Origin of the sequence: Aliivibrio sp. S4MY1 (assembly GCF_028765545.1) — a bacterium.
In the GTDB taxonomy this organism is placed as follows: Bacteria; Pseudomonadota; Gammaproteobacteria; order Enterobacterales; family Vibrionaceae; genus Aliivibrio.
Genome location: NZ_JARACP010000001.1, coordinates 470,257 through 483,162 on the forward strand (window position 1 = coordinate 470,257; position 12,906 = coordinate 483,162).

Below are 12,906 nucleotides of genomic sequence, written 5' to 3' on the forward strand. Positions count from 1 at the left end.
TATTCTATGAGCTATCAAGTTCTGGCACGTAAGTGGCGTCCGCATCATTTTAAAGATGTGGTTGGCCAGCCTCACGTGCTTACGGCGTTGGAAAACGCACTTGACCATAATCGACTTCATCACGCTTACTTATTTAGCGGAACTCGTGGTGTGGGTAAAACCACCATTGCACGTCTGTTCGCGAAAGGGTTGAACTGTGAAGAAGGGATCACATCAACCCCTTGCGGTGTGTGTTCTACTTGTAAGGAAATCGACGAAGGACGTTTTGTTGATTTACTTGAGATCGATGCTGCTTCTAGAACCAAAGTAGAGGATACTCGTGAACTGCTTGATAATGTTCAATACAAACCTGCGCGTGGTCGTTTTAAGGTTTATTTGATCGATGAAGTTCATATGCTGTCGCGTCACAGCTTCAATGCGTTATTAAAAACATTGGAAGAGCCGCCAGAGTACGTCAAATTTTTATTAGCAACGACTGATCCACAGAAACTGCCTGTAACGATATTGTCTCGTTGTTTACAATTCCATCTAAAGCACATCAGTGTTGATCAAATTCATGACCAACTTGATTTTGTTTTAGATAAAGAAGAAGTAACAAAAGACGCAAGAGCATTAGGCTTGATTGCTCATGCTGCTGACGGCAGTATGCGTGATGCTCTGAGTTTAACAGACCAAGCAATTGCACTGGGTAATGGCTCAGTTACTACTGATATTGTTTCAGCGATGCTAGGCACTTTAGATACGGATCAAGCGGTTCGGATTTTAGAGGCTATAAGTACGAAAAACATGCAGACATTGATGAGCTGTGTAAATGATCTTGCTGATATGGGGATTGAATGGGATGGGTTAGCTAAGGAAATAGCGAACCAACTTCATAAATTAGCCATGTATCAAGCACTGCCGGCAACTCTGGATAAAACACAACCAGATGCAGAGCGTATTGAACTGTTAAGTGGCCAATTATCTCCACAAGAAGTACAGCTTTTTTATCAAATTGCCTTACAAAGCCGTAAAGATTTACCGTTAGCACCAACGGAAAAAACGGGCGTTGAAATGATGCTGCTAAGAATGGTTGCGTTTCGTCCCGTTCATGCACAACAGTTAGATGCTCAACCGATTGCTGTACCATCAACAGAGCCTCAAGTTGTTCAACCTATGGCGATGCCAAGACAGCAGTCAGCGCCGCTTGTAGACTCAAATCCAGCAACGATGAAACCTCAAACGCCAGTACAGCGTCAGGCTCCTCAAGTTGCTCAGCTACCGCAACAAGAGTACGCGCAGAATCAATATGTGCCACCAGTGCAGTCAGAGCAACCACCTATGTATGATGCGCCGCCTATGGGGGATTCGCATCAATCAATGCAGCAAACATCATCTTCTGTACCTCCTGTACAGCAAGAGCCTGCTGTTGCACCAAAAACGGGTTTACTTGGCGTTCGTAACCAGTTACGCAGTGCAAAAAATAATTTAGCTAACACGAACAATGGTACTGGCTCAAAAAAGTCTAGTGCGGCATCCGATAAGAAAAAAACGAGTTCAGTGCTAGAACGCATTGCTGAAAAACAGCATTTAGCCCCTCGTGCTCAGGTGTCGCAAATTGGAAGTTCAGCAGCACAAGAGAAAAAACCAGAAGAGCCTTATCGTTGGAAATCAACACAACCTGAACAGAAAAAGGTCGTGAGTGATATTACTCCAACCAAGTTAAAACAAGCACTAGAGCATGAAAAAACACCAGAGATGGTAAAATTACTGGTGGAAGAGTCATCAAAGCAAGATGAATGGTCAGCACTGGCCATGTCATTAACCCTGCCAAAATTGGTTCAACAGTTAGTGTTAAATTCGTCGTTTGTTGAGAAAGACAACCAAGTAACATTACATTTGAGAGCAGCTCAGTCTCATTTGAATGGCGATAAAGCCAATGAATTAGTAGCTCAGGCATTGAGTCAGGCGCTTAATAAAGACATCACAGTATTGATTGATATTAGTACTGAGGGTACGACGCCTTTAGAATTGCGTGAGCAAATGTATCAAACCAAATTACAAACGGCGTACCAAAGTTTACAACAAGATCCACACGTGAATTTCTTTATACAGAGGTTTGGTGCAGAAATGGATCAAGAAAGTGTAAGGCCGATTTAATTCGTTCTTATACAAATAAAGTAAAATATACATATGGGTTGAAATTGTAATATTCATCCCCATTTTCTTAGTAACAAAGAAGTAAATTTAAGAGAGAATAATTATGTTCGGTGGAAAAGGCGGCATGGGCAACTTGATGAAGCAAGCCCAGCAAATGCAAGATCGCATGCAAAAAATGCAAGAAGAAATCGCAAACATGGAAGTAACTGGTGAATCAGGTGCTGGCCTTGTTAAGGTTACTATCACAGGTTCTCACAGTGTTCGTCGTGTTGAAATCGATCCAAGCTTAATGGAAGAAGACGAAAAAGAGATGCTAGAAGATTTGATCGCAGCCGCGTTCAATGATGCTTCTCGTCGCATTGAAGAAACACAAAAAGAAAAAATGGCTGGTGTTACTGGTGGAATGCAAATGCCACCAGGCTTTAAAATGCCATTCTAATTTATCTTAAATGATAAAAATCAAGACAGATTATTCATATTCATCTTGGTAAAATTAGGCGGCTAAGTGGCTGCCTTTTTCTTTTCTGGAATATAAAAAAACTATGCGAACAAGTGGTTTATTAGAACAATTAATGGAATCATTACGATGCCTACCTGGCGTTGGTCCAAAATCAGCTCAACGAATGGCGTTTCATCTTTTACAACGTAACCGTCAAGGGGGAATGCAATTGGCGGACTCTTTGTCTCGTGCGATGTCTGAGATTGGGCATTGCTCAGAATGTAGAACATTTACTGAAGAAGATACCTGTGCAATTTGTTTAAACCCAAAACGTCAAGCCAGCGGTGAGTTGTGTATCGTAGAAAGTCCTGCCGATATCGTTGCGGTAGAAGCAACAGGGCAATTTTCTGGGCGTTATTTTGTTTTAATGGGGCATCTCTCTCCTCTTGATGGTATAGGTCCAAGTGATATCGGTTTAGATTTATTTGACCACCGTTTAGGCCGTGGCGATATTACCGAAGTGATTTTAGCAACGAACCCGACGGTAGAAGGCGAAGCGACAGCTCACTATATTGCTGAAGTGTGTCAGGAGCACCAAGTCCCTGCAAGTCGAATTGCACACGGTGTCCCTATGGGCGGAGAGCTAGAATTAGTGGACGGTACAACGCTATCTCATTCTATTTTGGGGCGTCAGAGGCTGTACTAAGTGTATAGAAATAGTAGAGTAATTGGAGCATTGCACCACAACATGCTCCAATTAGGTGAGCCTCTGTAGCAACGTTAGCATTTATTAGAGATACGGTTGAAGCGCTTGCTCCAAAGTATTGTTCCCAAGCAATTTTAGCAACGACACCGACGAGTAATAGCCACCCCGTACTTCGTTGCTGTTTGATGTCTTCAATCGCAGCCCAGATAAATAAGCCATGTAATACACCGGATAAGCCTACATAAGATTGGATAGGGGATAATAAGAGAAGACCTCCTGTCATTAAACTGATAGAAAGCAGTAGGCCCCACAATTTTTTTGGATTTAATATGTCCTTAAAAATAAAACAAAATACCGTTAGTGCGGCAGCATTCATTATTAGGTGAGCAAGGTTAGTATGGGTAAAGTTACCCGTAATTAATCGCCAAACCTCGCCTTGTAGAATTAAGTTTCTGTCCCAAGTAAAAAAATCAGATACTGGTGTTAGTTGTGCAAACCCAAGCATAACTAAAATGGGAAAAAGTAATTTCAACAAAACAAAGGTTCCTTGTGATTCGATTTTGTCTTCAATGTTTAAAAACAAAAAAAGCCTGCATTTGTAAATGGATAACCCCGATCTCTACTGAGATTGAACTCATCATACTACAGCATCCAACAGAAGCTAAGCGACCATTAGGGACAGCAAAGATCCTATCGCTAAGTTTGGCAAACTGTCGCACTTTTATTGGTGAGAATTTTACTGAGCATTCTGAATTAAACCAATTATTAAGCGATGATAATTATCAGCACCAAGTTATTTTTTTAGACAACACAAGTCAGGTGATTTCATCGGCATCGAATACATCAGAGAAAAAACAGCGTGTAATTTTATTGGATGGGACGTGGAAGAAGGCCTACAAAATGTGGCAGCTCTCGACGAATCTGCATTCATTACCCAAGGTGCATCTTGATACTAAGTTATCGGGCAATTATCGTGTTCGTAAAGCGCCGAAAGATAATGCATTATCAACAGCAGAAGCGGGTTACCATGTACTCAGTCAATTAGATAATGAATCGACAGCATCAGAAACTGCTGATAAATTTGGTTCGATTCTAACGGCTTTTGACAACATGATAGAATTTCATATTAGCCAAATGCCGGAAGGGGTGTATCAAAAGAACTACCGTTCAGAGTAGTTCTTTTATTGTTTGGTATTCGATCAAATAGGAACAAAAAGCTGATTATATAAACGCTGAGCATAACCATCGGTCATGCCGGCAATATAGTCAGCAATCACTCGATGCGCATTACCACCTGACATCATTGCTTCTTGCCATTCTCGTTTATCATTTTCAGGCAATAAACGTTCAGGATCAGAATTTAACGCCTCAAAGATTTCCATCACAATTTGTTGTCCTTTGTATTCGATGCGCTGCATTTCTGAATTATGGATCACATATTGACCAACAAACTTTTTTAGCACTTCTAAAGCATAGCTCATGGATGGGCTTAAATAAGCATTCCAACGCAGTAATTCTGAACTGAACTCAGGCTCTTCTTCAAACGTTGTTTTCTTGATAGTAATAGAGGTTAATAATGCATTTACAATACTACCAATCCCATCTTTACGTTGATATTGAAGACCTGAAAACAGCTTGTCACTGATGGTTTCAATATTAGCTTCAAACCATTCATCACCACACTCGGCAAGTTTACTTGCTACAGATTCTTGCCATTGGTTACGAGTGACAATCCCCATCACTATTGCATCTTCTAAGTCATGAACTCCATAAGCAATATCATCAGCCAGTTCCATGATTGAGCAATCAATGGATTTAAAGCGTGTTTTTCTATGGCTATTATCGCCTTCTTTTTGGAACCGAAGCGTAGATAGCAGGGCTTTATCGTGATCAGATAGTGGGGTCAAAACCCAATTTAGGATCTGTTCATCATCACGGTAAATTCCTTTCGGTGGATGCCATTCAATGGATTTTAAGTGACGTAAGTTAGTGACAGGTTCAGGGTGGAAGCTAGAATGAACTTGGTCTAAAAATGCAGGGTATTTAAGAACACCAAGTAGAGTTCTTCTTGCTAAGTTCATACCGAAATGTTCAGTATAAGGTTCTAACTTACTTAAAATCCGTAACGTCTGCCCGTTACCTTCAAACCCACCATGATCACGCATCATATAGTTAAGCGCAATCTCACCGCCGTGGCCAAAAGGAGGGTGACCAATATCATGAGCTAAACAGATACTTTCCATTAAACTGGTAGAGGTTAATAGGTTACGGAACTCGGGCTGCCTTAATTTAAGTTGTGCAACTACACCAGTGCCAATTTGTGAGACCTCCAAAGAGTGTGTTAAGCGCGTGCGATAAAAATCATTGGCACTGCCTGGGCCGTGAACTTGAGTTTTTGCTTGTAGACGACGAAAAGCAGCAGAATGGAGAATACGAGCACGATCTCGTTGAAAAACGCTGCGCTGATCATTACGACGTAACTTTTGTTCGTTACTTATGCGATCTTCCCATTGTGGGGATAGAGTAATATTGGTTGGTTTATTCATTATTATTGTTCTCACAGTTATTACTATCTCTATATCATTACAGCCTTGTTACAAAAAGATCAATGAGTTATTTAAAAAAGAGAAGAACAACACAAGCTTAAATTAGAATGATTTCGCTAATTAAGTAGCATTGTTATAATGGTTTTTTAGCCAAGGAATGGACTTAGATCATGAGCAGTGTCGTTAATTTATCGTATGAATTTGAGCAGCTTCAACAGGCATATCAAGCGTCGCCTTACCCTGAAAAAGAAGATAGGCTATCGCTACTTATCAAATTAAAAGCGGCGCTTTTAGCTGAAAAAGACGCTTTAGTATCAGCACTTGAACAAGATTATGGATTTAGAAGTCATTTTGATTCAAGTATTTGTGATTTGATGCCTTCCATTCAACACATCAATTATACGCTTAAGCGTTTGCCTAAATGGCTTAAAGTTAAAAAGCGTCATGCAGGCTTACTACTTTCTCCTTCAAAGGTGTCGGTGTGTTATCAGCCGCTTGGTATTGTTGGCGTTATTGTTCCTTGGAATTTCCCTATCTATTTGAGTATTGCGCCAATAGTAACGGCTATCGCTGCGGGCAACCGCGTCATGGTCAAGCTAAGTGAATACACACCACAAACAAATCAAGTACTTCGCCGTGTGTTTGCCGAACTCTCTCAACACGTTTGTATTATTGAAGGAGAGGGGGATGTCGCGGCAGAGTTCTCACAATTGCCTTTTAACCATCTATTATTCACTGGCTCAACTCAAGTCGGTAAGCTAGTCGCCAGTGCTGCGGCTAAAAATCTGACACCAGTGACTCTTGAACTAGGTGGGAAATCACCAGTGATCATCGCAGAAGATGCCGATTTAACTTCAGCGATAGATGCGATTATGCTTGGCAAGTCGATGAATGCAGGCCAAATTTGCGTTGCGCCTGATTATGTCTTTGTTCCTAAAAATAAAGTGGATGACTTTATCTCGCTTTATTCTCGTCGATTTTTACAAGCTTTTCCTGAGAAAAAGGGACGACGAGAATACAGCCATATCATTAACCAAGCTCAATATAATCGCCTAAATAACTACCTTGAAGATGCCCAAGAGAAGGGAGCTATAATTACGGCGATTGGTGATGTTGAGAAAATAGACGGGCGTTCATTTTTACCTCGTTTACTAACGAACGTAACTGACGACATGCAAGTGATGAAAGAGGAGATTTTTGGGCCGATATTGCCAATTATGGGTTATGACAAAATCGAAGAACCCTTGAATTATATTCAGGCGCGTCCGCGCCCATTAGCATTATATGTGATGTCATTAGATAAACAGCTGGTTAAAGACATTAGTCAGAAAACACACAGTGGTGGCTTAGCCGTTAATGACACTATGATGCATGTGGCTGCTGATGATGCTCCTTTTGGAGGCATTGGTGATTCAGGCGTAGGGAGTTACCATGGCATTGAAGGCTTTCAAACCTTCTCTCACGCTAAAACCATATTGAATACACCAAATTGGTTACCAAGAGCAAGGTTGCTGTTAAAACACAAAAAATGGATGCTAAAAATCTTAAGTCGTAAATTTATGAGCTAATAAGCCCTGTTTATAGGGGTTTGTTAGGGGTTAACGGTTGGCAAATGAGGGGAACAGTCGTATGATTTGTTTCCCTTTTTTCAATGTGAATAATGACCTTTATGTCTCAGCATCAACCTGTCCAAGGTGCGTCTTGGATGTTAACTGCAGGCCTTGCCTTTGCGATAGTTAACAGTATTGCTCAATACGTCAGTATGAACTTTGGCTTACCATCAACCATGGTAGCACTGGTTCAATACGCGATAGCACTTGTTGTTATTTTGCCGTATTTACGCACATTAGGGCTTCGTAATTCACTTCGTACTGAGCATTTTGGTATGCATGCGCTGCGTGTATTCTTGTCGGTAATTGGTATTCAACTGTGGTTGTGGGCATTAGCTTACCCAGTTCCGATTTGGCAAGGCATCGCCCTTTTAATGACCTCTCCTTTATTTGCGACTATTGGCTCAGGCTTATTCTTAAAAGAGAAAGTCGGTGCGGCTCGTTGGTGTGCAACATTAGCTGGTTTTGTTGGGGCGATGATTATTCTTGAGCCATGGGCAGATAGCTTTACATGGGCAACGCTATTACCTGTTGGCGCAGCTTTCTTCTGGGCTTGTTATTCGTTAATGGTTAAGAAGATGTCGTCAAACGACTCACCATCGACGATGGTGGTGTATCTTTTGGTTCTTATTACCCCATTTAATATCTTACTGGCGTTACCCGATTGGCAAACACCAAGTGGTATGAACGTATGGCTATTGTTGTTTGGTGCAGGGGTAATGACAGCATTAGCTCAGTGGGCTATCGTAAAAGCTTATGCTGTTGCTGATGCGTCGTTTGTACAGCCGTTTGATCACGCTAAATTGCCATTAAATGTGTTAGCCGGGTGGGTAGTATTTGGCTGGGCACCTCCAGGACGCTTATGGTTAGGTGCGGCAATAATCATAGCTTCTGTTGCTTTCATTACTCAATGGGAGCGTAGAAAGAAGCCTGTGATTAAGTGATCTATTCATTATTTTAATCCATTAGAATAAGAAAAGCCGATTTAGCATTACAGTGTGCTAAATCGGCTTTTTATTTTGTATCTAGAACGATGGAGATGCGATATTACTTCACTGCGTCTTCTAGAATTTCACGTGACACTTCAAGGGTAATCGCTTGATGTTCACCTAAGGCTACCATTCCGTGAGCTTCAAGTTGCTTGATGATGGCATCAATCGCTGTTGCTTTATCATCGCCATGTTCCGTTAACTCTGTTGGCGAGTTTAAGCTATGGTAGAAGGTTTCGATTTCAACAATAGTGCGCTCTGCTAAATCATCTGACATATCTAAACCAAATACGTTTTTACCCATTTGCTCTAGTTTAGCGCGTTTTGCTTCGATTTGGTTACGAAGTAAAGATGGCTGAATGATAGATAAAGAACGAGCGTGATCAACATGATAAAGCGCAGTCAGTTCGTGACCAATCATGTGCGTAGCCCAATCATGAGGAACACCAGTACCAATCAGGCCGTTTAAAGCTTGGTTAGCCGTCCACATTAGGTTTGAGCGCCATTCATTGTTGTCACGGTTGTCGTATTGAGCACCAAGCGTTAGTAAATTACGTAACAGTGTTTCTGCGTAGCCATCTTGAACCATTGCACCTGTTGGCATTGTTAAGTATTGCTCACAGGTATGAACCCAAGCATCGACTAGACCATTAATCAGTTGGCGCTCAGGTAATGTTTTCATTGAATCAGGATCAAGAACCGCAAATTTAGGTTGTACTGCTGCCGCCATGAAAGGCAGTTTAGTTTGTGTCGATTTTTGAGTGATTACTGCACCAGAGTTAGATTCAGAGCCTGTTGCTGGCAGTGTTAAAATTGCGCCCAGTGGCACAGCTTCTGTCACGGTATGCTGACCAATTAGGATATCCCAACCATTACCGTCATATTTCGCTGCAGCAGCAACGTACTTAGAACCATCAATAACTGAACCACCACCAACAGCAAGAATATAATCTACGTTTTCTGCTTTAACGATAGCAACCGCTTTGTCTAGTGTCTCAACTGTTGGGTTTGGCTCAACGCCTGAAAACTCGATCCAAGAATGGTTAGCCAGTGCTGTAACAACTTGGTCATAAACCCCATTTGTTTTAATTGAACCACCGCCATAAATGACTAATACTTTTTGGTCTTGTGGGATTGATGTAGCAATTGCCGCGATTTGACCTTGGCCAAAATGAATTTGTGTCGGGTTAACGTAAGAGAATTTCATTGCTGTACCTCATTTCTTCCAAAAGGTGATGTTCTATTTTCTAGAACTTATCATTTCAATAAGTGCATATTAGTATTCAATTGTGACATTAGAAAGGTGGATTTCTGCTTTTTTATTGCCTATTTCTACAATTGCATGTATTTTCAAAAAATAAAGTAATAGATGTGATCTTGATTAGATAAAGGAAATAGGATGAGCTCTCTTGGTGAATTAATGCAAAGCTATGCTGATCATTATGGTTTTAATGATCTTGAAGGGATTAGAGAGACGGCTATTCCTGGTGTATGGTTTTATCGCAGCAGTAAAGGTAACCAGCGTCAGCCTTTTGTTTATCAATCAGGCATCATAGTGATGGGAAAAGGCCATAAACACATACATATTGGCAATCAGCCTGTCAGTTATGGACCTGATGATTATCTGGTTGTTGGTGTACCTATGCCATTAGAGTGTGAAGCATTTCCTGAAAATGGAGAGCCGCTATTAGGGTTAAGTATTGATGTTGATTCGTCGTTGCTTCATCGCTTAGTTAATGAATTAGAAGAGGCTGATTTTCAGCCAAGTAAACAGTCGCAGCAAGATGGTTTTGGTTTAACGTCAGTTAAAATGGCAGACGAGATGCTTGAAAGCTGTAAACGATTAATGATTGCATTGCATTCTGAATTAGATACAAAAATGCTAGGCGAGTCATTACTTACAGAAATTGTGTATCGAGCACTTACAGGTCCTGAAGGGCACGTTTTATTTAATTTGGCTCATCATGACAGCCAATATGCACGAGTTGCTAAAGCGATGAATAAGATGCATCAATCTTATGCGGATGGATTAACCGTGCAACATTTAGCGGAAGAGGCGAACATGAGTGTTTCTGCCTTTCATTCTGCTTTTCGTAAAGTAACATTTGAATCCCCATTGCAGTATTTAAAAAAAGTACGCTTGAATAAAGCCAAAGAATTAATTCAACTAGAAGGGCGACGAGTAACTGATGCCGCGCATTTAGTTGGATATACCAGTACTTCACAATTTAGTCGCGAGTTTAAGCGTCATTTTAATATGACGCCTAAGGGCAGTATTGCGTAATAATTATTACCAAAGAATAGAGTAAATTTAGATATATCGGAGCTTTTAATGTCAAACAGTGTATTTATAGCAACAAGTTTAGATGGTTATATTGCTGATAAAAATGGAGGCCTTGATTGGTTACATGCGATTCCAAACCCAGAACAAGATTCGATGGGGTTTGTTGAACATTTTGATCGTATTGATGCCATGGTCATGGGGCGTAACACGCTTGATATGGTATTAAGTTTTGGTGTTGATTGGCCGTATTCCAAACCCGTTTTTGTTCTGAGTAATACCATGACATCAGTACCTGAAGGGTATGAAGATAAAGTCTTTTTAGTTAAGGGTGAGTTAAAAGAAGTTCTTAACGATATTCATGCGAAAGGTTTTAAAGATCTGTATATCGATGGTGGTGTAACGATCCAAAATTTCTTAAAAGAAGATTTGATTGATGAGCTTATTATTACCACTATTCCTGTACTTTTAGGTGGAGGCTCACCATTATTTGGTGATTTAGAGCAGCCGCTAAACTTTAAGTTTGTGAAGAGCGAAATCTTCCTTGGTGCGATTGTTCAGAACCATTTTGTGCGTGAGCGTTAGTCATTAAAATTTAGTGCTACGAATAGTAAAAAGCCTGCAAGTGAAGTGAGCAGGCTTTTGAATTTTTATAACCAGAAAGACTATTGTTTGTAAGTATGCAAGAAGCGCTCTAGGCGACCAATCGCGGTTTCTAGATCATCAACTCGTGGTAATGTCACGATACGGAAGTGATCAGGCGTTGGCCAGTTAAAGCCTGTACCTTGAACAAGTAGAACCTTCTCTTTGATTAAGAAATCCAGCACAAACTTCTGATCATCTTTAATCTTGTACATCTTAGGATCAAGTTTAGGGAACAGGTACATCGCGCCTTTTGGTTTCACGCAGCTTACACCTGGGATCTGAGTGATCAAATCATACGCTTTATCACGTTGCTCTAATAAACGGCCACCCGGAAGCAGAAGTTCATTAATGCTTTGGTAACCACCTAGTGCCGTTTGAATTGCATGTTGCATAGGTACGTTTGCACATAAACGCATTGAAGCAAGCATATCTAGGCCTGCGATATAACCTTGAGCGTGATCTTTTGGACCGTTTAAGAACATCCAACCACCACGGAAACCACATACACGATACGCTTTAGATAGGCCGTTGAATGTTACCGTTAAAATATCAGGCGCTAATGTTGCCAATGTAGTATGAACCGCACCGTCATAAAGTACTTTGTCATAAATTTCATCAGCAAAAATGATTAGGTTGTTTTGACGTGCAATTTCGACAACTTGTAATAAGAAATCACGACTGTATACCGCACCAGTTGGGTTATTCGGGTTAATTAACACGATGCCTTTTGTGTTTGGTGTGATTTTCTTTTTAATGTCGTCTAGATCTGGATACCAATCTGCCCCTTCATCACAGATGTAATGCACAGGTTTACCACCTGAAAGTGACACTGCAGCCGTCCATAATGGGTAATCAGGAGCAGGAACTAGCATTTCATCGCCATTATTTAATAGCGCTTGCATTGCCATTACGATTAACTCAGATGCGCCATTACCGATGTAAACATCTTCTACATCTAAATCTAATAAACCACGACGTTGATAATGTTGAACCACTGCTTTACGAGCAGAGTAGATACCCTTTGAGTCACAGTAACCTTGCGACGTTGGTAGGTTTTTAATCACATCAACTAGGATTTCATCAGGGGCGTCAAAACCAAATGGGGCGGGATTCCCAATGTTTAATTTAAGAATCTTGTGGCCTTCCTCTTCCATTCTTTTAGCATGTTTAAGAACTGGACCACGGATGTCGTAGCATACACTGCTAAGTTTTGATGACATTCCAATATTTTGCATGGTGAAACCCTGATGAAAAAAATACGTTATAGGTTCAAATTACACTATTTCTATAGGAGTGAGAAACAATTTTTAGAAAATAATCACGCCAAATTTGTGTCTGCAATATTTCCTACTGGGATTAGACGTATTCTCTTTTCTTATGGCTTTTGTGAGTGTTGATTAATATGTGGGCAATAAAGGGAATTTTACATTGTTTTAGATTTACATAAATCAACAAAATTTGATAAGAGTTTTATTTTTTATACATACAATTGATGTGAATTATTTTTTATTTTCAAACCTTTTGCTAGAATCACTGGTTCATACAAGGAAA

The 12,906-nt window shown here is 40.5% G+C and carries 12 protein-coding genes; 8 read left to right on the top strand and 4 right to left on the bottom strand.

The annotated features are described in order from the left end of the window. Window positions 1-6: 6 nt before the first annotated feature. The 3 genes from dnaX (at window position 7) to recR (ending at window position 3,284) form a co-directional block, all read left to right on the top strand. Window positions 7-2,139, top strand: coding sequence for a DNA polymerase III subunit gamma/tau (gene dnaX / locus PVK71_RS02315; RefSeq protein ID WP_274417168.1), 2,133 nt, complete (start codon window positions 7-9; stop codon window positions 2,137-2,139). A gap of 103 nt (window positions 2,140-2,242) precedes the next feature. Next, complete coding sequence (locus tag PVK71_RS02320; RefSeq protein ID WP_130045479.1) at window positions 2,243-2,578, top strand: YbaB/EbfC family nucleoid-associated protein; 336 nt, start codon at window positions 2,243-2,245, stop codon at window positions 2,576-2,578. Between the two features lie 103 nt (window positions 2,579-2,681). Further along, the gene (recR, locus tag PVK71_RS02325; RefSeq protein WP_130045478.1) at window positions 2,682-3,284 is read left to right on the top strand and encodes a recombination mediator RecR; all 603 of its coding nucleotides are present in this window, start codon (window positions 2,682-2,684) and stop codon (window positions 3,282-3,284) included. Here recR and rrtA read toward each other — a convergent pair. Next, the gene (gene rrtA / locus PVK71_RS02330; RefSeq protein WP_274417165.1) at window positions 3,256-3,819 is read right to left on the bottom strand and encodes a rhombosortase; all 564 of its coding nucleotides are present in this window, start codon (window positions 3,817-3,819) and stop codon (window positions 3,256-3,258) included. The two genes, recR and rrtA, sit on opposite strands and share 29 nt — an antisense overlap. 14 nt (window positions 3,820-3,833) lie before the next feature. Between rrtA and PVK71_RS02335 the strand changes: the two genes are divergently transcribed. Beyond that, window positions 3,834-4,460 carry a tRNA-uridine aminocarboxypropyltransferase gene (locus PVK71_RS02335; RefSeq protein WP_274417163.1) on the top strand — a complete coding sequence of 209 codons (627 nt, stop codon included), beginning with the start codon at window positions 3,834-3,836 and terminating at the stop codon, window positions 4,458-4,460. A gap of 23 nt (window positions 4,461-4,483) precedes the next feature. Here PVK71_RS02335 and PVK71_RS02340 read toward each other — a convergent pair whose 3' ends face one another. Then, window positions 4,484-5,830 (bottom strand): anti-phage deoxyguanosine triphosphatase, encoded by a 1,347-nt coding sequence (locus PVK71_RS02340; RefSeq protein WP_274417162.1) that lies wholly within the window; start codon window positions 5,828-5,830, stop codon window positions 4,484-4,486. Window positions 5,831-6,000: 170 nt separating this feature from the next. Here PVK71_RS02340 and PVK71_RS02345 point away from each other — a divergent pair, with 170 nt between their 5' ends. Next, on the top strand, window positions 6,001-7,398 hold the full coding sequence (locus PVK71_RS02345; protein ID WP_274417161.1) for a coniferyl aldehyde dehydrogenase: 1,398 nt from the start codon (window positions 6,001-6,003) through the stop codon (window positions 7,396-7,398). Between the two features lie 101 nt (window positions 7,399-7,499). Continuing rightward, complete coding sequence (locus PVK71_RS02350) at window positions 7,500-8,384, top strand: DMT family transporter (protein WP_130048181.1); 885 nt, start codon at window positions 7,500-7,502, stop codon at window positions 8,382-8,384. Window positions 8,385-8,487: 103 nt separating this feature from the next. On the opposite strand, the gene PVK71_RS02355 is transcribed toward PVK71_RS02350, so the two are convergent. After that, a complete protein-coding gene (locus PVK71_RS02355) occupies window positions 8,488-9,636 on the bottom strand; it encodes an iron-containing alcohol dehydrogenase (protein WP_274417159.1) in 1,149 nt (382 codons plus the stop codon). A 192-nt stretch (window positions 9,637-9,828) separates the two neighbouring features. Here PVK71_RS02355 and PVK71_RS02360 point away from each other — a divergent pair, with 192 nt between their 5' ends. Together PVK71_RS02360 and PVK71_RS02365 are read left to right on the top strand one after the other, a co-directional pair. Then, window positions 9,829-10,713, top strand: coding sequence for an AraC family transcriptional regulator (locus tag PVK71_RS02360; RefSeq protein WP_274417158.1), 885 nt, complete (start codon window positions 9,829-9,831; stop codon window positions 10,711-10,713). Between the two features lie 48 nt (window positions 10,714-10,761). Next, window positions 10,762-11,295 carry a dihydrofolate reductase family protein gene (locus tag PVK71_RS02365; protein WP_274417157.1) on the top strand — a complete coding sequence of 178 codons (534 nt, stop codon included), beginning with the start codon at window positions 10,762-10,764 and terminating at the stop codon, window positions 11,293-11,295. Window positions 11,296-11,375: 80 nt separating this feature from the next. Here PVK71_RS02365 and PVK71_RS02370 read toward each other — a convergent pair whose 3' ends face one another. Continuing rightward, window positions 11,376-12,590 (bottom strand): pyridoxal phosphate-dependent aminotransferase, encoded by a 1,215-nt coding sequence (locus tag PVK71_RS02370; protein ID WP_130045469.1) that lies wholly within the window; start codon window positions 12,588-12,590, stop codon window positions 11,376-11,378. Window positions 12,591-12,906 lie beyond the last annotated feature (316 nt).